Annotated in this window: 17 protein-coding genes; 9 read left to right on the top strand and 8 right to left on the bottom strand. The window is 60.2% G+C overall.

The window, feature by feature from the left end:
* The 4 genes from MKZ40_RS04915 (at position 1) to lpxC (ending at position 4,871) form a co-directional block, all read left to right on the top strand.
* Positions 1–729, top strand: coding sequence for a cell division protein FtsQ/DivIB (locus MKZ40_RS04915; RefSeq protein ID WP_175088317.1), 729 nt, complete (start codon positions 1–3; stop codon positions 727–729).
* 289 nt (positions 730–1,018) lie between these two features.
* The gene (ftsA, locus tag MKZ40_RS04920; RefSeq protein ID WP_077371694.1) at positions 1,019–2,299 is read left to right on the top strand and encodes a cell division protein FtsA; all 1,281 of its coding nucleotides are present in this window, start codon (positions 1,019–1,021) and stop codon (positions 2,297–2,299) included.
* Between the two features lie 40 nt (positions 2,300–2,339).
* Positions 2,340–3,506, top strand: coding sequence for a cell division protein FtsZ (gene ftsZ, locus MKZ40_RS04925; RefSeq protein ID WP_175088316.1), 1,167 nt, complete (start codon positions 2,340–2,342; stop codon positions 3,504–3,506).
* Between the two features lie 453 nt (positions 3,507–3,959).
* On the top strand, positions 3,960–4,871 hold the full coding sequence (gene lpxC / locus MKZ40_RS04930; RefSeq protein WP_054555085.1) for a UDP-3-O-acyl-N-acetylglucosamine deacetylase: 912 nt from the start codon (positions 3,960–3,962) through the stop codon (positions 4,869–4,871).
* A 216-nt stretch (positions 4,872–5,087) separates the two neighbouring features.
* Here the strand turns inward: lpxC and MKZ40_RS04935 are convergent, their stop codons facing one another.
* Complete coding sequence (locus tag MKZ40_RS04935; protein ID WP_175088315.1) at positions 5,088–5,567, bottom strand: DciA family protein; 480 nt, start codon at positions 5,565–5,567, stop codon at positions 5,088–5,090.
* Positions 5,568–5,629: 62 nt separating this feature from the next.
* On the opposite strand from MKZ40_RS04935, the gene MKZ40_RS04940 reads away from it, so the two are divergent.
* The 4 genes from MKZ40_RS04940 (at position 5,630) to MKZ40_RS04955 (ending at position 11,321) form a co-directional block, all read left to right on the top strand.
* Positions 5,630–6,010 (top strand): hypothetical protein, encoded by a 381-nt coding sequence (locus tag MKZ40_RS04940; protein WP_043332488.1) that lies wholly within the window; start codon positions 5,630–5,632, stop codon positions 6,008–6,010.
* A 174-nt stretch (positions 6,011–6,184) separates the two neighbouring features.
* On the top strand, positions 6,185–8,947 hold the full coding sequence (gene secA / locus MKZ40_RS04945; protein ID WP_175088314.1) for a preprotein translocase subunit SecA: 2,763 nt from the start codon (positions 6,185–6,187) through the stop codon (positions 8,945–8,947).
* Between the two features lie 89 nt (positions 8,948–9,036).
* A complete protein-coding gene (argJ, locus tag MKZ40_RS04950; protein ID WP_175088313.1) occupies positions 9,037–10,260 on the top strand; it encodes a bifunctional glutamate N-acetyltransferase/amino-acid acetyltransferase ArgJ in 1,224 nt (407 codons plus the stop codon).
* A gap of 107 nt (positions 10,261–10,367) precedes the next feature.
* On the top strand, positions 10,368–11,321 hold the full coding sequence (locus tag MKZ40_RS04955; protein WP_175088312.1) for a Nudix family hydrolase: 954 nt from the start codon (positions 10,368–10,370) through the stop codon (positions 11,319–11,321).
* A gap of 149 nt (positions 11,322–11,470) precedes the next feature.
* Here the strand turns inward: MKZ40_RS04955 and yacG are convergent, their stop codons facing one another.
* The 5 genes from yacG to pilB form a co-directional block, all read right to left on the bottom strand.
* Positions 11,471–11,716, bottom strand: a complete 246-nt coding sequence (gene yacG / locus MKZ40_RS04960) for a DNA gyrase inhibitor YacG (protein WP_175088311.1) — start codon at positions 11,714–11,716, stop codon at positions 11,471–11,473.
* The gene (gene coaE / locus MKZ40_RS04965; RefSeq protein WP_254626948.1) at positions 11,709–12,359 is read right to left on the bottom strand and encodes a dephospho-CoA kinase; all 651 of its coding nucleotides are present in this window, start codon (positions 12,357–12,359) and stop codon (positions 11,709–11,711) included. The genes yacG and coaE overlap by 8 nt, the downstream gene beginning before the upstream one ends.
* Entirely contained in the window at positions 12,356–13,216 is an 861-nt protein-coding gene (locus MKZ40_RS04970; protein ID WP_175088310.1) for an A24 family peptidase, read from the bottom strand. Before MKZ40_RS04970 ends, coaE begins: the two co-directional genes overlap by 4 nt.
* Positions 13,217–13,306: 90 nt before the next feature.
* Positions 13,307–14,545 (bottom strand): type II secretion system F family protein, encoded by a 1,239-nt coding sequence (locus tag MKZ40_RS04975; RefSeq protein ID WP_175088309.1) that lies wholly within the window; start codon positions 14,543–14,545, stop codon positions 13,307–13,309.
* A gap of 176 nt (positions 14,546–14,721) precedes the next feature.
* A complete protein-coding gene (pilB, locus tag MKZ40_RS04980; protein WP_175088308.1) occupies positions 14,722–16,458 on the bottom strand; it encodes a type IV-A pilus assembly ATPase PilB in 1,737 nt (578 codons plus the stop codon).
* Positions 16,459–17,029: 571 nt separating this feature from the next.
* On the opposite strand from pilB, the gene MKZ40_RS04985 reads away from it, so the two are divergent.
* Positions 17,030–17,512: a pilin gene (locus tag MKZ40_RS04985; protein ID WP_175088307.1), complete on the top strand. Its 483-nt coding sequence runs from the start codon at positions 17,030–17,032 to the stop codon at positions 17,510–17,512.
* 58 nt (positions 17,513–17,570) lie between these two features.
* On the opposite strand, the gene MKZ40_RS04990 is transcribed toward MKZ40_RS04985, so the two are convergent.
* Positions 17,571–17,873, bottom strand: coding sequence for a hypothetical protein (locus tag MKZ40_RS04990; RefSeq protein ID WP_175088306.1), 303 nt, complete (start codon positions 17,871–17,873; stop codon positions 17,571–17,573).
* 54 nt (positions 17,874–17,927) lie between these two features.
* Positions 17,928–19,238: a cation diffusion facilitator family transporter gene (locus MKZ40_RS04995; RefSeq protein ID WP_254626947.1), complete on the bottom strand. Its 1,311-nt coding sequence runs from the start codon at positions 19,236–19,238 to the stop codon at positions 17,928–17,930.
* Between the last annotated feature and the right edge of the window lie 30 nt (positions 19,239–19,268).

The following is a 19,268-nucleotide window of genomic DNA, read 5'->3' on the forward strand; positions in this document are numbered from 1 at the left end:
ATGGCGGCGCGTAGCACTACCGGTGCAATCTTCGGCCTCGTTCTCGGCCTTGCGCTGCTGGTCGCGGGCGGACAGGCATTGTGGACCTGGCTTGATCGTCCCATTGAGCGAGTCACCATCAAGGGTGACTTCGATCATGTCAGTGCTGCCTACCTTCAGCGTCATATTGCGCCGTTGATTCGTGGCCAGAGCTGGCTCTCCGTCCCATTGGGCGAGGTTCGGCGTCGCGCCTTGGCGATCGATTGGCTGAGTGAGGTCAGCATCTCGCGTCGCTGGCCGGATACACTTGAATTCGAGCTGTTTGAACAGCAGCCGGTCGCCTACTGGAATGATGGCGAATTGCTCAATGTACGCGGCGATGCCTTCCAGGCGGGCCCGGTGACGCAGCTGGGCAACCTGCCCAATCTGGCGGGGCCCAAGGGCAGTGGATCCGAAGTGCTGGCCGAGCTTGACGCGCTGCAGAGCCAGTTGGGCGGGCTGGGGCTCAATGTCTCCCAGTTGCGATTGGAGCCACGTGGCGCCTGGCGCTTTCAGGTCAATGATTCGGTGTGGGTAATGCTGGGTCGCAATGATCGAGAGGCGCGTCTGGCGCGTTTCATGGCGGCCTGGCAACGGCGTCTGGGTGATGAGGCGTCGCAGATCCGCTACATTGATCTGCGCTACCCCAACGGAGTGGCAGTGGCGTGGCATGGGGAGACGACGGCACTCGAAGAAGGCAAGGACAGTTGATGCAAATGGCGACACTCACTACATGCTTCATTTGCGTGTGAGTATTAGCAAAATGGCGATATCGCCAGTTTCATTTGTCGTCAATCCCGCCTATTCTAGCGGGGATTTGCGCCCCTCGGTATTTTAGGCTGGTATGCCCCAAGTGGCTGCTCCTATACTGGGAAGTCAAATCCCTCTGTACGGGTTAAACGGAACGTAAACCCGTTCTGGGTGGTGCGGCAGACATGGTGTCTGTCAAAGCGCGCAATTATTTTCATGATGAACCAGAATCAAGGAGCTGGCCCGACCTATGGCAGGACATTCCAAATCACAGGATATGGTGGTCGGGCTGGACATCGGAACCTCCAAGGTAGTCGCGATCGTGGGTCAGCCGACCGATGATGGCGGTATCGAAATCGCGGGAATTGGTTCCCACCCTTCACGTGGCATGAAGAAGGGCGTGGTGATCAACATCGAATCGACCGTACAGTCGATTCAGCGCGCAGTGGAGGAGGCTGAGTTGATGGCCGGCTGCGATATCCACTCGGTATATGTGGGCATCGCCGGCAGTCATATCAGTTCGATGAATTCCGATGGTGTCGTGGCAATCAAGGATCGCGAAGTGACGCCGTCTGATATCGAACGCGTGATCGACTCGGCGCGCGCTCGAGCGATTTCTGAAGGTCAGCGCATTCTTCACGTGCTGCCGCAGGAATATGCCATTGATCGGCAGGAAGGTATTCGCGAGCCGTTGGGCATGTCCGGGGTGCGTCTTGAGGCGCGCGTTCACCTGGTCACTGCCGCACTGAATGCCGTGCAGAATATCGAGAAGTGCGTGCGTCGCTGCGGGCTCGAAGTCGACGACATCATTCTCGAGCAGCTCGCCTCGAGTCATGCGGTTCTGACCGAGGATGAGCGTGAATTGGGTGTGTGCATGGTGGATATCGGCGGTGGTACCACGGATATCGCCGTCTTCACCGAAGGTGCCATTCGTCATACGGCTGTGATCCCCATCGCGGGTGATCAGGTCACGAATGACATCGCCATGGCGCTGCGCACACCGACGCAATATGCAGAGGAAATCAAGGTCAAGTATGCCTGTGCTCTGACCCAGCTGGCCTCCAGCGACGAGACGATCAAGGTGCCGAGTGTCGGTGACCGACCGGCACGTGACCTGTCCCGTCAAGCGTTGGCAGAAGTGGTCGAGCCCAGGTATGAGGAACTGTTCACCCTGGTCCGCGATGAATTGCGTCGCAGTGGCTATGAAGATCTCGTGGCTGCGGGCGTGGTCCTGACGGGTGGAACGTCACGCATGGAAGGTGTCGTTGAGCTGGCGGAGGAGATCTTCCATATGCCGGTTCGCATCGCTTGCCCGCAAAATGTGCGTGGACTGGCGGATGTGGTCCGCAATCCGATTTATTCCACGGGTGTGGGTTTGCTACATTATGGGATGAAACAGGAGCGGCATACGCCATCCTCGACTGCGGTCGCGGTGCGCAGGGAGGAATCTGCCGCACGACGCGTTCACGGCCATGAGCACGACACCTCCACGCTGGAGCGGATCAAGGGCTGGTTCAAGGGAAATTTCTGACAGGGATTACAGAAAGACTGTGATCCAGGAGACAGGGCATATGTTCGAACTGGTAGATAACGCACCCTCCAGCAGCGCGGTCATCAAGGTGATCGGTGTTGGCGGCGGCGGTGGTAACGCCGTCAATCACATGGTCGAGAGCAACATTGAAGGCGTCGAGTTCATCTGCGCCAACACCGATGCTCAGGCGCTCAAGCGCGTGGCCGCCAAGACTGTCCTTCAGCTGGGCAGTGAAATCACCAAGGGGCTTGGCGCTGGCGCCAACCCGGAAGTGGGTCGCCAGGCGGCGATGGAAGATCGTGAGCGTATCGTCGAGCTGCTGCAAGGCGCCGACATGGTCTTCATCACCGCTGGTATGGGGGGAGGTACCGGTACCGGCGGTGCTCCGGTCGTGGCGCAGGTCGCCAAGGAACTGGGTATCCTGACCGTGGCCGTCGTCACGCGTCCGTTCCCGTTCGAAGGGCCGCGTCGTCAGAAGGCGGCGGAGCAGGGCATGAAGGAGCTCTCCGAGCACGTCGACTCCCTGATCACCATCCCCAACGAGAAGCTGCTGTCAGTGCTGGGCAAGAGCGCCAGCCTGCTGAGCGCCTTCAGCGCCGCCAACGACGTGTTGCTGGGGGCCGTACAGGGGATCGCAGAGCTAATCACCAGCCCGGGCATCATCAACGTCGATTTCGCCGACGTGCGTACTGTCATGTCCGAGATGGGCATGGCGATGATGGGGACCGGTGATGCCATCGGCGAGAACCGTGCTCGTGAAGCCGCCGAGAAGGCCATTCGCAGCCCGCTGCTCGAAGACATCGATCTGCACGGCGCGCGCGGTATCCTGGTCAACATCACGGCAGGCCCGGACCTCTCCATCGGTGAATTCAACGATGTGGGTGCCACCGTGCAGGAGTTCGCTTCTCCGGACGCCACCATCGTGGTCGGGACGTCCATCGACATGGACATGACCGACGAGCTGCGTGTCACTGTCGTGGCGGCCGGGCTTGACGGTCGCGTCGAGAAGCCGGCGGCGCGTGAAGCGGCACCGGCCAAGCGTACCGTCGAGAAGCCGGCGGACTACCGCAGTCTGCAGACGCCGACGGTCACCCGTCAGGCCAAGGAAGAGCAGGAAGCGGCAGCCAAGAAGTCGGAACCGCGCAAGTCGCGTGATATGGATGACTATCTCGATATCCCGGCCTTCCTGCGTCGCCAGGCTGACTGATGCGCACTGACTGACACGTCATTGACGCTCATGTGCCAGTCGGCACGAGGCTGAGATGACACGGCTCATCGTGAGTCTGACTTCACCCATTCGGGGCTTCCCGGGTGGGTGAAGTCGTTTCCGGGGTAGACAAAAGGGGCTTTCGTCACCGGCGCGGGGAGTGCTGCCTGTGCATCACAAGTGCATCCGCCAGTGCCGTGGGCGCGTAAGGAAGGGAGGTCTTTAAGCTGTCTTGCACATTGATTATCGTTTTATGGCAGTACGAGTGAGAACTGTTTGGTGATTGCGTGTTCATACTCAGCACGAGGCCAGCAGGCGCGCGGGCAAGCCTCAATGGTGCTCGAAAGGCAATGTTGAATTTCCCTAGCAGCGGCAGGTGACAATTTGTTGAATTCCTGCATTGCTGTTATCATGAACACTGTTTCCAAATTCAGGCTGACTGGCTATCTCCCTATGATTCGACAAAAAACACTCCAGAATACGATCCGCGCCACAGGCGTTGGTCTGCACTCAGGTGACAAGGTTTACCTGACGCTGCGTCCCGCTCCGGTCAACACCGGTATCGTCTTCATCCGTACCGATCTCGAGCCGCAGGCTCATATCCGTGCCGATGCGATGAGCGTCCGTGACACCACCATGTGCACCGCCGTCTCCAATGGTGAAGCCAAGGTGACGACCGTCGAGCACCTGATGTCCGCCTTCGCAGGCCTGGGCATCGACAACTGCTTCGTCGAGCTGTCCGCGCCGGAAGTGCCGATCATGGACGGCAGCGCCGGTCCGTTCGTCTTCCTGATCCAGTCCGCTGGTATCCAGGAGCAGTCGTCGCTCAAGAAGTTCATCCGCATCAAGCGCGAGATCGAAGTGCGTGATGGTGACAAGGTCGCGACCTTCCTACCGCACAACGGCTTCAAGGTGTCCTTCGCCATCGACTTCGATCACCCGGTGTTCGAGCAGCAGAAGCAGACCACCACGGTCGACTTCTCCACCACCTCCTTCGTCAAGGAAGTGTCTCGAGCGCGTACCTTCGGCTTCATGCGTGATCTCGAATTCCTGCGCTCCCAGAATCTCGCGCTGGGCGGAAGCCTCGACAACGCCATCGTCGTCGATGACTACCGCATCCTCAACGATGAAGGCCTGCGTTACGACGATGAGTTCGTCAAGCACAAGGTGCTGGACGCCATCGGTGATCTCTATCAGCTGGGTCACAGCATCATCGGTGAGTTCCGTGGCTACAAGTCCGGCCATGGTCTCAACAACATGCTGTGCCGCGCACTGCTGGAAAATGCCGACAGCTACGAGATCGTCACCTTCGAGAACTCCGATGCGATGCCGATTTCCTACGCCTCTCCGGCGCTTGCCGTCTGAGTCGAGGCCAATGACATCTGCGAAAGCTGCAAGACGAGGTACTTCAGAAGAAAAGCACTCAGAGAGACAGTACGAGCAGAACACTGTGACCTAGCCCGTCCAGCCTGACAGCACTGCTCCGGCCTTAGCCAGCCGGAGATGGAAACGACAACAGCCGCGCCGCCCAGAAGGGCGGCGCGGCTGTTTGCATGCAGGACAAGAAATGTTTGAGTTGGCTCAGGGCGTCTCGGCGTCGTCGCTCGAATCCGATGCGTGGGCCGCCAGTCGCTCCAGGGCGAGACGCAGACGCTCGTCGCGGGTATGGGAAGCGCAATCCAGCAGATGTTCCGCGGCGGCCTCTGGCAGGTGGCGTGGCTGGCGTGCGGGCACGAAAGCCGGACGAATCGGGCGGACCTTGAAGGCCAGGCGGGCGAGGGTGGCGAGCTCTGGCAGCTCGCGCAGCACACTGATCAGGCGACGCTGCTCATAGCGCAGCCAGGTCAGCCAGGAGGCGCGGCTGGTGATCAACGTCAAGGTGTCATCGTGATAGCCGCCGACGAAGACCTGTTCCTGCATGTCCTTGGGCAGTGCAGCACGCAGGTGCAGCTGGGCCTGCTCGAGCATGCGTGCCTGGCGCATGACGCTGCCAAGTTGCCCCTTGCCGTTCAACAGGCGCGCCGCGGGCTGGGCGCGGAAACGCTTAGCCTTTATACTCATGGGCTTGCATGCCGGTTCAGTGATTTCCGGCAATCTATCATGAGCGGGAGTCCGGCAACAGCATGAGCCCTGTCGATGCCACAGCACGCCCTCGTGCGTTACCGGATTCCGGTAGCGGCGCTTCGCGTCGCTGGTCGGTACGCACGGCCCCGCGCTGGCTGCTGGCAGGTCTGCTGCTCAGCTGTCTGTTCCCCGCTGGACTGAGCGCGGCGCAGGTCGAGCGCGTCAATCTGACACTGGCCAGCATCCAGTTGCTGGCACCCGCGGTGATTCGTGCCGAGAGTCGCCGTCAGGGGCTGCGCTGTCTGCGCAAGCGGGTGCGTCGTGCGCCCCAGGCCAGTCCCAACCTCCCGCGACAGCGCTCCTTCGTTTCCTGCACACGCGTCCTGCTGCGTGGCCTCGTCAACGCCATCGCGCCGCGTGCGCCGCCCATTCTGTCCTGACACCCCGTTCATCGTTCGCGCCGCGGATGGTGAGGTTCGTTTTTTCTTTCGAGCGTAATGCCTGATGGGCCCCGGGCCACATCGAGCTGCCTGTCATCGTGTTTGGCGGCAGCGCTTGAGTGTCATGATATGTGAAGCCGTGCCCCGGCCCCGGGGCACGTACAAGGACAGAATATGCTGGGTAAATTCCTGACCAAGGTAGTGGGTTCCAAGAATGATCGCGAAGTGAAGCGCCTGCGCAAGCGGGTCAACGTGATCAATGCGCTCGAGAGCGAGCTTGAACCGCTCTCCGATGAGGCGCTGACAGCCAAGACCGCGGAATTTCGCGAGCGTCTCGCGCAAGGGGAAAACCTCGACAAGCTGCTGCCGGAAGCCTTCGCCACCGTGCGTGAGGCCAGCAAGCGCATCATGGGCATGCGTCATTTCGATACCCAGATGGTCGGCGGCATGGCGCTGCACGAAGGCCGCATCGCCGAGATGAAAACCGGTGAAGGCAAGACGCTGGTGGGAACGCTTGCGGTCTATCTGAACGCACTGACCGGCGAAGGCGTCCATGTGGTGACGGTCAATGACTATCTGGCCACCCGTGATGCCAACTGGATGCGTCCGCTGTATGAATTCCTCGGCCTGAGTGTCGGTGTCATCTACTCCGGCCAGCACAACGAAGACAAGCGCGCCGCCTATCAGGCCGATATCACCTACGGTACCAACAACGAATACGGTTTCGATTACCTGCGCGACAACATGGCCTTCTCGCTGGAAGACAAGGTCCAGCGCAAGCTGCACTTCGCCATCATCGATGAGGTCGACTCCATCCTGATCGATGAGGCGCGCACGCCGCTGATCATCTCCGGTCCGGTGGAAGAGAATACCGACCTCTACAAGATCATCGATCGCATGGCGCGCGAGCTCGAGCAGTGCAGCGATGAGGAAGATCCGGAAAGCGGCGACTTCACCCTCGATGAGAAGCAGAAGCAGGTCGAGCTGACCGAGTTCGGTCACCAGAAGGTCGAGGCGCTGTTGCGTGCCCAGGAGCTGCTCGGGGAGGAGGATTCCTTGTATGCGGCCCAGAACCTGAGCCTGCTGCACCACGTGCACTCTGCGCTGCGTGCCCAGAACCTGTTCGTGCGTGACGTGGATTACATCGTCAACAACGGCGAAGTGGTCATCGTCGATGAGCACACCGGGCGTACCATGGTCGGTCGTCGCTGGTCTGAAGGCCTGCACCAGGCGGTCGAGGCCAAGGAAGGCGTTGCCATCCAGAAGGAAAGCCAGACGCTGGCATCCACGACTTTCCAGAATTACTTCCGTCTCTACGACAAGCTGTCCGGCATGACCGGTACGGCCGATACCGAGGCTTTCGAATTCCGTCAGATCTACAACCTCGACGTGATGGTCATCCCGACCAACAAGCCCATCGCGCGCAAGGACATGAATGATCTGGTCTATCTGACCGCGGAAGAGAAGTTCAACGCCATCATCGAGGATGCCCGTGAGAAGGTCGCGGAAGGTCGTCCGGTGCTGGTGGGTACCGCCTCGGTCGAGACCTCCGAGCTGCTGTCGCAGATGATGCACAAGGCGGGCGTCAAGCATCACGTCCTGAACGCCAAGCAGCACGTCAGCGAGGCCGCCATCATCGCCCAGGCGGGTCGTCCGGGCGCCGTGACCATCGCGACCAACATGGCCGGTCGTGGTACCGACATCATGCTGGGCGGCAACTGGGAAGCCGAGCTTGCCGAGCTGGAAGCGCCGACCGAAGAGCAGATCAACGAGATCAAGCATGGCTGGCAGGAGCGCCACGAAGCCGTGCTGGCGGCAGGCGGTCTGCACGTGATCGGCTCCGAGCGTCACGAATCACGCCGTATCGACAACCAGCTGCGCGGTCGTGCCGGTCGCCAGGGTGACCCGGGCTCCACGCGCTTCTTCCTGTCGCTGGAAGACAGCCTGATGCGCCTGTTCGGCTCTGACCGCGTGCAGCGTCTGATGGGCGCGCTGGGGCTCGAGAAGGGCGAAGCCATCGAGCACAAGATGGTCTCCAATGCCGTCGAGCGCGCGCAGAAGAAGGTCGAGGGTCGCAACTTCGACGTGCGTAAGCAGCTGCTCGAATACGATGATGTTGCCAACGACCAGCGCAGCGTGATCTACGAGCAGCGCAACGACATCCTCGAAGCCGACGAGATCGCCGAGAACATCGCCGGCATCCGTCGCGAAGTACTGGATGACGCCATCTCCCTGCGTGTGCCGCCGCAGAGCCTGCCGGAACAGTGGGACCTGCCGAGCCTCGAGAACGACCTCAAGACCGACTTCAACCTCGACCTGCCGCTGGTGCAGTGGGCGGAAGAGGACGAGCACTTCCATGAGGAAACGCTGCGTGAACGTCTGCAGGCCGCCCATGAAGCGCTTTATGCCGACAAGGTCGAGGCCGTTGGCCCTGAGCTGATGCGCCGCTTCGAGAAGCAGGTCATGCTTCAGGTGCTGGACACGCGCTGGAAGGAACACCTGCAGGCGATGGACAACCTGCGTCGCGGTATCCACCTGCGCGGTTATGCCCAGAAGAACCCGAAGCAGGAATACAAGCGCGAAGCGTTCGAGCAGTTCCAGACGCTGCTGGTCAACATCAAGTCCGACGTGGTGCGCATTCTCAGCCACGTGCAGGTGCGTCGCCAGGAAGAGGTCGACACGCTGGAAGAAGAGCGTCGTGCCAATCTCGAGCGCGAGCAGGCCGGTGCCGAAACGCGCCGTGTCGATGAAGATGCGGTCAGTGAAGACGGTGTCCAGGCGGCGGAAGAAGTCGTTGAGGCACAGTACGGTTCGCAGCCTCAGGGTCAGGCCGATGGCGAGCCGATGCGCCGCGATGTGCCCAAGGTCGGCCGCAACGACCCGTGCCCGTGCGGTTCCGGCAAGAAATACAAGCAGTGCCACGGCAAGCTGAGCTGACACTGCGCCAAACAGTCTCCCTGCGAGTCACGTCGATTCGGCTCGCAGGGGGCAGTTGTCACAGAACACCATGATTGGAGACGTGAGCGATGGCGGTAGGGCCTTCCACTTTTCCCGCTGACATGCCGGCGATTGCCGGTTGTCAGATCGGGGTTGCTGAAGCCGGTATCAAGAAGCCGGGTCGTCGTGATCTGGTGATCATGGCCCTCGAGGCAGGGTCGCGTCTTGCAGGCACTTTCACCCGCAATGCCTTCTGCGCGGCGCCGGTCCATGTCGCACGTGAGCACCTCACGGCAGGCGTCGAAGGGCCGCGTTATCTGGTGATCAACACCGGCAATGCCAATGCGGGAACCGGCGAGCAGGGCATGACCGATGCTCGCGCGACCTGCCAGGCCCTGGCGGAGATCGCTGGCTGTGATGCCCGGGCAGTGCTGCCGTTCTCGACTGGCGTGATCGGCGAACCCTTGCCGATGGATCGTCTGACGGCGGCGTTGCCGGCAGCCTTTGCCAACCTGGGCGATGGCGACTGGTCAGCCGCCGCGCATGGCATCATGACCACCGATACGCGGCCCAAGGGCAGCTGGCGGACACTGACGCTGAGCAATGGTGAGACAGTGACGCTGGCAGGAGTCTCCAAGGGCTCCGGCATGATCTGCCCGAACATGGCGACCATGCTGGGCTTCGTGGCCACCGATGCTGATCTCGCCATCGATCAGGCGGCTCTCGATGCCATGCTGCGCCGGGTGGTGGTCAAGAGCTTCAACAGCATCACCGTCGATTCCGATACCTCCACCAATGACGCCTGCATGCTGGCTGTCACGGGGCAGGCCGGGCGTGTCGAGGGTGAAGACCTGATCGCGTTCGAGGCCGCCCTGGCGGAAGTCATGCTCGAGCTGGCTCAGGCCATCATTCGTGATGGTGAGGGGGCGACCAAGTTCGTCACCATCGAGGTCAGCGAGGCGCGTTCACAGGAAGAGGCGCGTGCCGTCGGCTTTACCGTCGCGCACTCGCCGCTGGTCAAGACAGCCCTCTATGCCAGCGACGCCAACTGGGGGCGCATTCTGGCGGCCGTCGGACGTGCGCCGCTGGAAGCGCTGGATGTCACGGGTGTCGCGATCACGCTCAATGGCGTCACCATCGTCGAACAGGGCGGCCGTGCCGACAGCTACACCGAAGCCGCCGGCAGTGCCGCCATGGCCGAGGAAGAGCTGGTGATCGGCATCCGCCTGGGGCGTGGACAGCAGGAAGCTCGCATCTGGACATCGGATCTGTCCCACGATTACGTCTCGATCAACGCTGATTATCGTAGCTGACGCCCGAGGGCGAAGGCCTACGCTGAAGCGGTAATGCAATATCTCCCGCAGGCTTCGCCTCTCGAGGCGGAGTCGGATGTACAACGCGAGTCAAAGGTACAGGCATCATGCCGAAGCGAAGGGTTCACGTGGCGGCTGCCGCCATCTTAAACGAACAGGGCCAGGTCCTGATTGCACGTCGTCCCTCGACGGTGGATCAGGGCGGCTTGTGGGAGTTTCCGGGTGGCAAGCTGGCGCCTTACGAAACCGGTCTGGAAGCGCTCAAGCGTGAGCTGTGCGAAGAACTGGGCATCGAGATCATTCGTGCTCAGCCGCTGATCCGTATTCATCACGAATACCCGGACAAGCACATCCTGCTGGATGTGTGGGAAACGCGTCAGTTCACTGGCGAGCCCTTTGGTCGTGAAGGGCAGGCAGTGCGCTGGGTCGAGATCGAGGATCTCTACAAGTACGCCTTCCCGGCGGCGAATCTGCCGATTCTGCGGGCGGTCTCGCTGCCGCGCGAGTATCTGATCACGCCGGAAGAGGCCGATGAGGACGTCTTCGAGACGCGTCTGACGCGTGCGCTGGATGAGGACGGCGTGCGTCTGGTCCAGCTGCGCGCCAAGGAGCTGGACGAGGCGGCCTATATCGCGCGTGCCGAGAAGGCACTGGCGATCTGTCATGCGCGTGGTGCTCGTCTGCTGCTAAACGCCGAACCGTCCATGCTCGACAAGGTCGATGCGGATGGTATTCACCTGACCAGCGTGCGTCTGGCAGAGCTGGCGGAAAAGGGCGAGCGTCCGATTGCCGCCAACAAGTGGCTGTCTGCCTCTACCCACGATCAGCAGCAGCTGGACCAGGCCGGTCGTGTGGCGTGTGACTTCGTGTCACTGTCACCGCTGCGTGTGACGCCGTCGCACCCGGAGCGTCCACCGCTGGGCTGGCATGACTTCCAGGGGCTGGTCGAGCAGGCGTGCATGCCGGTCTACGCGCTGGGTGGCATGTCTCGCCATGACAGCGATCACGCACGCGCCGTCGGTGCCCAGGGTATCGCGTCGATCCGTGATTTCTGGAAGTGATGCTCGCGCGTTGATGGCAGTTGCCTGAACGACAAAAGACCCTCGAGGCTAGCCTCGAGGGTCTTTTTTTGTTGCTTGGCATCTTGGTTGCCGAGCATCTTGAGTGTCTAGCCCTGCACCAGTCTGAACCGGCAGGGCTCTGTCGAGCGCTACTGCTGATGCATGTCGCGCTCCATGCGCGCCACCATCTCGTCGATACTGGTCTCATCCATGGCGGGCTCACCGGCGATGCTGTGGGATTCATCCGTCCAGGCGCCAAGATCCAGCAGCTGGCAGCGTTTGCTGCAGAAGGGGCGAAACATGCTGGCGGCACTCCATACCACGTCGGTACGGCATTGCGGGCAAGCGACGGTCAATGGTGTCTTGCCATTGGGGGTAGCGGTGGCATCAGACATGAGGGGTGTCCTGAAACGGTGTATGGGGGGCGCTCAGTGATCGATAGTAGGCATCCATGGCCCTTACCTGTTCACGAAGATGCGCCTGGCTTCCGTCATTGTCGATGACATCGTCGGCCTTGGCCAGTCGTGTCTCGCGTGGCAGCTGGGCCGCGAGGATAGCGCGTACCTGTGCTTCGCTGACACCATCGCGGCTCAGCGTGCGCTCAAGCTGGATATCCTGGCTGACATCCACCACCAGGGTACGTGAGACGAGGCTGTCCTGGCCGGACTCGAACAACAGGGGAGAGACCAGCAGGCGATAGGGGCTGGTCATGGCCGCCAGGTGCTGCACGATCCGCTCCCGGATACGCGGATGGGTGCAGCGCTCCAGCCACTGGCGCTCCTCAGGGGCAGCGAAGATCCGCTCGCGCAGCGCGGCGCGATCAAGCTCGCCCTGCGCCGTGACGATCGACTCGCCGAAGTGGGCGATGATCTCGGCCAGAGCGGCCTCGCCGGGACGCACGATCTCGCGCGAGACATCGTCGGCATCCACCCACTGGATGCCCAGCTCGCCGAACAACCGCGCGACGCTCGACTTGCCGCTGCCGATGCCGCCGGTGACCCCGATGATAGGGCCTTGGGTCGGAGAGGACCTCATCATGCGCCGATCACGCTCAGGTAGAGGCTCATCAAGGGTGTGCCAAACAGCAGAGCGATCCAGCCGGCAACCGCCAGGTAAGGCCCGAAGGGCATCGGTGCGCCACGCAGGCGCGGTACCAGCAGTTGCAGCAGGATGCCCAGAACGGCCCCGAGGCCGGCGGACAGAATCAGCAACAGCGGCAACCACTGCCAGCCGAGCCAGGCGCCGAGAGCGGCGAGCAGCTTGAAGTCACCGTAGCCCATGCCTTCCTTGCCGGTGACCAGCTTGAATAGCCAGTAGAAGCTCCACAGCACCAGATAGCCCGCCATCGCGCCGATGACGGCACTGGGCAGCATCAGAGGCTGGAACAGCAACTGATAGGCGAGGCCTGTCCACAGCAGTGGCAGGGTGATGGCATCTGGCAGCAGCTGGGTGCGGAAGTCGATGACCGACAGCACCAGCAGGGTCAGACAGGCACCGAAGATCCATAGGCTCTGTGCCTCCAGGCCGTAGATCAACGCGATGGACGCACCAAGTGCGCCACCGGCCAGTTCCACCAGCGGATATTGCGCACTGATGCGCGTATTGCAGCTGGCGCAGCGACCACGCCGTTTCAGCCAGCCGAGAATGGGCAGGTTGTCGTGCCACTTGATCGGCGTGTCACAGCCCGGGCAGCGTGATGCGGGCACCAGCAGATTGAAGCGCGGTGTGTCTTCGGCTTCCAGCTCCAATGCCTCGCGGGCTTCAGCGCGCCATTGGCGCATCATCATCACGGGCAGGCGAGTGATGACGACATTCAGAAAGCTGCCGATCAGCAAGCCGAATATACCGGCCAGGCAGGCCTGCAGGGTGGGGGAGAGTTGGGCGAGTGATTCCACGAGTCGTCCTTGTCAGTAAATGACACGGCCGCGTCCCTGAGGTGGCGCGGCCGCTTGGCATGAAAGCATCTTTCGAGTGCAGGCCGCGCTCTAGATCGCGTTGCCCAGCTCGAAGATGGGGAGATACATCGAGACCACAAGCCCGCCCACCAGGGTGCCTAGCACCACGATGATCAAGGGCTCCAGCAATGAGGTCAATGCATCTACCTTGTTGTCGACATCTTCTTCGTAGAAATCCGCCACCTTGTTGAGCATGGCATCCAGTGAGCCGGATTCCTCGCCAATCGCTACCATCTGTACTGCCAGTGTTGGAAACAACTGTGTATTGCGCATGGCGAAGTTCAGCTGCTGGCCGGTAGAGACATCTTCCTTGATCTGGGCAATGGCACGCTCGTAGACCTTGTTGCCTGAGGCGCCGGCGGCAGTATCTAGCGATTCCACTAACGGAACCCCGGCCTGGAAGGTCGTGGCCAATGTGCGTGAGTAACGAGCGACAGACGATTTATCCAGGATATCGCCGAGCACCGGTACCTTGAGCATGAAGCGGTGACTGGCGTAGGCAAACTTGTCAGAGCGTTTGATGCCTTGCGCAATGAGTACGACGGTCAGGATTATCGCGCCTAAAGCAACATACCAGTAATTCTGCGCGTACTCCGACAAGGTGATCGTCAGCTGGGTAAATGCAGGCAGCTCTGCGCCGAAGCCCTGGAAAAGACTTTCAAACTGCGGGACTACCTTGATCAAGAGGATGGCTGTTACCCCGATCCCGACGCCGATCACGGCGATAGGGTAATACAGGGCTTTCTTGACGCGCGCCTTGAGAGAATCAATCTTTTCTTTATAAGTTGCGACGCGGTCGAGCATCTTGTCCAGGGCACCAGCTTGTTCGCCAGCTTCGACCAGATTGGCAAACAGGTTATCAAAGTGCTGGGGGTGTTTGCGCAAGGCTTCCGAAAAGCTGGCGCCTGCTCCCACCTGATTCATCATGTCTTCGACCAGATGGCGCATACCTGGACTCTTCATGCTTTCAGCCACGATGCCAAATGCCTGCAATACCGGCACGCCAGCACGGATCATGGTTGCCATCTGACGGGCGAACATGGTGACATCCTTGCCATTTACCTTCTTGCTGCCGCCAAACAGGGAGGACTTCTTGCGCAGACGCTTGACCACGATGCCCTGGCTGACCAGCGTGTTCTTGACCTGATCGACGTTGGCCGACATCAGCTCGCCCTTGACGTTTTCACCGCGCGAATTCTTGCCAGACCATTGCCAGGTCTCAATGCCCGCTTTTTTCTTGTCTTTCTTGGCAGTTCTGGGAGTTGCCATGTCAGTTATCGTTCCCTGATAAATGGGGAGCAGGCATTGTCGGTCTAGCCATGTTCAACGCCTGGGTCATCTTGTACTCAATGTGCCTGATGACTGAGCAAAAGTCAGCTATCTAGCGTATTGATCACTGTCAGCCGCCATGGATAACCGTGACATGCGTGGCCTGCAACAGTGACTCAGTCCTTGGTGATGCGATTGACTTCTTCCAGTGAGGTCATGCCCGACATCACCTTGCGCAAGCCGCTACGTCTCAGGTCTGAAAGCCCTTCCTTGCGTGCCTGGTCTGCCAGCTCGATGGCGGTGCCCTCACGCATGATCAAGCGGCTCATCTCATCCGAGATCGGCATGACTTCATAGATGCCGACGCGCCCCTTGTAACCCAGCGTGCACTGACTGCAACCGACAGGACGGAATATGGTCGCCGCCTCGAGTTCTGCTGCGCTGAAGCCATTGTCTTCACTGAACCCCATCGAGGCCATCGCCTCAGGCGGAATCTCTGCGGGCTGACGGCAGTGGGTGCACAGGCGACGTGCAAGGCGCTGAGCGATGATCAACGAGACAGAACTCGCGATGTTGAAGGGGGCAATCCCCATGTTGCTCAAACGTGTCAGTGTCTCGGGCGCCGAGTTGGTGTGCAGGGTAGAGAGCACCAGGTGGCCAGTCTGTGCCGCCTTGACGGCAATCTCGGCGGTTTCCTTGTCACGAATCTCCCCGACCATCACCACATCGGGGTCCTGGCGCAGGAAGGCGCGCAGGGCCGAGGCGAAATCCAGACCGATCTTGGGCAACACGTTGACCTGGTTGACACCTTCCACCTTGAGCTCGACCGGGTCTTCCGCCGTCGAGATATTGCGCTCCGGGGTATTGAGGATATTCAAGCCGGTATAGAGCGTCACGGTCTTGCCGCTGCCGGTGGGGCCCGTGACCAGAATCATGCCCTGTGGCTGCGCCAGCGTCTTCTCGAACATGGCGCGCTGCTCGGGCTCGAAGCCCAGCGCTTCAATGCCCATCTTGGCTGAACTGGGGTCGAGAATACGCAGCACGATCTTCTCGCCATACACGGTCGGCAGTGTATTGACGCGGAAATCGATGGAGCGAGACTTGGACAGCCGCAACTTGATCGCGCCATCCTGCGGCAAGCGGCGCTCGGAGATATCCATGCGCGACATGACCTTCAGGCGTGCCGAGATCCGGTTGCGCATGTTGAAGGGTGGCCGAGTGTTCTCGATCAGCATGCCATCGATACGAAAACGAATGCGGTAGGTGGATTCGTAGGGCTCGAAGTGGATATCCGAGGCACCGCGCTTGATGGCATCCAGCAGTACCTTGTGAACGAAGCGCACGACTGGCGCATCGTCACTGCTGGCCGTGATCGCCATGTCGTGGCTATTGTCTTCCTCGCCCTCGAATTCCAGGCCGTCGAGCGCTTCACCATCTTCGCCAAGTATATCCATGGCGCTTTCTTCGCCGGCTTCCAGGTACTGTTCCAGTGCCGGTGTCAGCTGATCGGCAGCGACCAGGACACTCTCGATCGACAGGCCGGTGGCAAACTGCAGCTCATCAAGATGCGTCAGTGTCGAGGGGGAGGGCACCCCGACGGTCAAGCGATGCTCACGGCGATAGAGTGGCAAGACACCCAGCTTGCGCAGTACCTTCTCGGGCAGTTCATCAATGGAAGGCAGTGAATCGATGCGAATGGCATCGAGATCCACATACGGCAGGCCATATTCCCAGGCCGCCGCCAACGTCGCCTCACGTGCCGGCACCAAACCATGGGCGATGAGGTGCAGCAACAGGCTTTCCCCGGCCTCATTGGCTTCCTGTTCCGCCAGCTGCGCTGCCTGTGGCTCGAGCAGGCCAGAGTCGACCAGTCGAGCGGCAAATCCTTTTAGCGTGTGTTCTGGCTGGGGCATGACACTCTTCCTGTTGCAGTGGCCAATGAGTCTACCCGGAGTGCTTCACGCATGAAGCACGGACTGGCGTATTGCGGGTGAGCCAAGGTGCGATAAGTCAGCATATGACAAACGCCATATTGGGGAAGAGTGTAGCTGGATTGCCTGTCGCTAGGAATGGCGTACCGTTCACATGAATGTGTGGAGGCCATGTAAGTCCCGACTGCCAGAATCTTCCAGGTTGGCAGAAACGTTGAAATGCGCCGGCATCCAGATCACAAGATTTTTGTATTCGTTGCTTGCAATGTCACTGAGTGTAATCTATTGTAACAACCAAGCAGCCGTCAGCGCCGCCAGGAAAGCGTCTTGCGACATGGCAATGGCACCTGAACTGTGGCTGTGGTATCACTCGTCCCGTCCGGTCGACACCCCGTGATATCAAGATGTTATGCGGTAGAAGATGTTGTTGGGAATATTAGAATCAAACGCCCATACCGACATGCTTCTGTAACATCCTGCTGGTCAGGGAAGGTAACCGGGGTTTCAGGACGTACGACCTGATCTCACTACGCAAAGGCAAGGGAGTCACACCATGACACGCAAGCAACAAGCTGGTTTTACATTGATCGAGCTGATGATCGTTGTGGCGATTATCGGTATTCTGGCGGCCATCGCGATTCCGCGTTATCAAGATTATACGAAGCGTGCCCACGTTTCTGAAGGTTTGACGCTCGCGGCTCCATACAAAACAGGTATTACTGAATACTATTCCTCCGAAGGTGCTTGGCCTAAAAAGTTAACTGATATGGGGATTGCTATTGAAGATAAAGAAGGCGCAAGTGAAACTGAATCAGGGGCTAATCCGGGTAACTCAGTGAGTAAGATTGCTATCTCTGGTGGTGGCGACGCTGTTACAGCAATCACTGTAACTTACAATTCTAAAGTTGCTGCCGATGCTACTGTTGTTTTAACTCCTGCGGATGGTTCTGGGGCTATTACTTGGGAATGTACTTACGGTGGCAAAATGGATCCAGCGTGGGTGCCCACTACATGCCGTGACGATGGTTCTGAGTAAGTCGAAAATTAATAAAGATATTTAATAAAAACCGCCCTTAGGGCGGTTTTTATTGCGTTCAATAAAGCGCTTCTTCTTCCTCGACCACATCCTTCAGTAGTTCCAGGAACAGCTTGTCCGCATCGGAGTGTTCTGCGGGATCTTCCGGGATATGGATGCTGGTAGTGTCAGAGATCTCGTTGGCGATGATAGCCAGCACCGCCTGCTCATTCTTTCCTTGTGCTGCCCCTTCCTTGAGGCGCGCTCGCGCCACGACCAGCGACTGCTCGAGAATCTTCGGGTCCTGCAGCAGCTTGCGGATGAAGCCTTTCAGCTCACTGATGATGCGTGTCTTGTGCATTTCGCCGGATGCGTTGCTCATGGCGTGCTCCTTGTCTGGTGGATGTCTGTCTTTGCCTGCAGTGTAACCCACACTTCACTGCTGGTGGATATGGGATGTCACGCCAATCGATAGTCTGCCGAACCATTCAAGATCCGCTGCAAGGCGTTCCATTTCGGCGATTGATGCGTTGCGCGCGTCAGCGTCTCGGTAACATTGCAGAGCAGTTTCCGTAGTACGACTTGGCAGTTCCAACTGGATATCCACATGCGGAGCTGACGGGACGCTTTCGGCGGATTCAGTGGCATGGTGGACGTAATGCAGGGTAAGCCCGCTGCGCGCCTGCCAGAGAGGTGACTGCTGCCAGCACTGATCAAGCGCGGCGATGATGTCGTGACGTAAAGGCAGTGGCTGCTGCCGCGTGGGCTGCGCCAGGCTCGCCTGGGCATGCTGCGAATCGTCTTCCGGATCGATGTGATAGAGCACATCGCTGAGCTGAGGGAATTGGGCCTTGAGACGAGCCACGGCGTGATGGCCGATGGCGTGGCCTTCCGAGACGCTGATGCGTGGCGCGACCAGCATGTGGACTTCCAGCACGATACGGCCGGCCAGCGTGCGGCTGCGCAGGTCATGCGCCCCGCGTACCTCCGGCAGTGACAGCAGGCACTCACGCATGGCGTGTTGCTGTTCACGCGGCAGGGCGGTGTCGATCAGTTCGCGGGAGGCCTCCCAGGCCAGTGAGGCGCCGATCTTGCCGACCATCACCCCGACGATGACCGCCGCGATGCCATCCAGCCAGCTGGCCCCCAGCTGGGTGCCGATCAGCCCTACCAATACCGCCACCGTGGAGAGCGCATCGCTGCGCGAGTGCCAGGCATTGGCTTCCAGCAGCTTGGAGTTCTGCCTGCGTGCGACCTTCAGCGTGGCGCGAAAGATACCTTCCTTGCCGAGCAGCGAGATGATCGCGATGCCGATGCCCAGCGCACCGGGCAGCGGGATGGTCAGCGCGCCGAACATCAGCTCCCAGCTACGCAGGATACCTTCCCAGCCTATCGCGCCTGCCACGGCCAACAGCAGGCTGCCGAGCACCAGGGTGCCGAGTGTCTCGATGCGCTCATGCCCCCAGGGGTGTGAGCGGTCCGGTGCCTGGCGGCCGAAGTGAGTCGCCACCAACACGAAGGCATCCGTCACCAGGTCTGACAGGGAATGGATGCCATCGGCGATCAGCGCCTGCGAGCCGACCAGCTTGCCGATCACGAGCTTGGCGACGCCCAGCACGCCGTCCAGCGCTGCGCCGATCAAGGTGATGCGCTGCGCTTCACGCTTGGCGCTTGCCGAGCTGGCAGACTCCGTGGATGACGATGGCGGCATGGAAGGTGGCATGGAGGGTGGCATGGAGGGTGACATGGCAAGGCTCGTTCAAAGGGGAGTCGGGTG

It is taken from the genome of Cobetia sp. BMC6 (assembly GCF_029991385.1).
Taxonomy (GTDB): Bacteria; Pseudomonadota; Gammaproteobacteria; order Pseudomonadales; family Halomonadaceae; genus Cobetia.

Excerpts from the sequence above, each read along its gene's own strand:
- argJ (WP_175088313.1), top strand. The coding sequence starts at position 9,037 with ATGGCGGTAGGGCCTTCCACTTTTCCCGCTGACATGCCGGCGATTGCC.
- MKZ40_RS04995 (WP_254626947.1), bottom strand. The coding sequence starts at position 19,238 with ATGTCACCCTCCATGCCACCCTCCATGCCACCTTCCATGCCGCCATCG.
- yacG (WP_175088311.1), bottom strand. The coding sequence starts at position 11,716 with ATGTCTGATGCCACCGCTACCCCCAATGGCAAGACACCATTGACCGTC.
- MKZ40_RS04975 (WP_175088309.1), bottom strand. The coding sequence starts at position 14,545 with ATGGCAACTCCCAGAACTGCCAAGAAAGACAAGAAAAAAGCGGGCATT.
- MKZ40_RS04915 (WP_175088317.1), top strand. The coding sequence starts at position 1 with ATGGCGGCGCGTAGCACTACCGGTGCAATCTTCGGCCTCGTTCTCGGC.
- ftsZ (WP_175088316.1), top strand. The coding sequence starts at position 2,340 with ATGTTCGAACTGGTAGATAACGCACCCTCCAGCAGCGCGGTCATCAAG.
- pilB (WP_175088308.1), bottom strand. The coding sequence starts at position 16,458 with ATGCCCCAGCCAGAACACACGCTAAAAGGATTTGCCGCTCGACTGGTC.
- MKZ40_RS04955 (WP_175088312.1), top strand. The coding sequence starts at position 10,368 with ATGCCGAAGCGAAGGGTTCACGTGGCGGCTGCCGCCATCTTAAACGAA.
- MKZ40_RS04940 (WP_043332488.1), top strand. The coding sequence starts at position 5,630 with ATGAGCCCTGTCGATGCCACAGCACGCCCTCGTGCGTTACCGGATTCC.
- MKZ40_RS04990 (WP_175088306.1), bottom strand. The coding sequence starts at position 17,873 with ATGAGCAACGCATCCGGCGAAATGCACAAGACACGCATCATCAGTGAG.
- coaE (WP_254626948.1), bottom strand. The coding sequence starts at position 12,359 with ATGATGAGGTCCTCTCCGACCCAAGGCCCTATCATCGGGGTCACCGGC.
- ftsA (WP_077371694.1), top strand. The coding sequence starts at position 1,019 with ATGGCAGGACATTCCAAATCACAGGATATGGTGGTCGGGCTGGACATC.
- secA (WP_175088314.1), top strand. The coding sequence starts at position 6,185 with ATGCTGGGTAAATTCCTGACCAAGGTAGTGGGTTCCAAGAATGATCGC.
- MKZ40_RS04985 (WP_175088307.1), top strand. The coding sequence starts at position 17,030 with ATGACACGCAAGCAACAAGCTGGTTTTACATTGATCGAGCTGATGATC.
- MKZ40_RS04935 (WP_175088315.1), bottom strand. The coding sequence starts at position 5,567 with ATGAGTATAAAGGCTAAGCGTTTCCGCGCCCAGCCCGCGGCGCGCCTG.
- lpxC (WP_054555085.1), top strand. The coding sequence starts at position 3,960 with ATGATTCGACAAAAAACACTCCAGAATACGATCCGCGCCACAGGCGTT.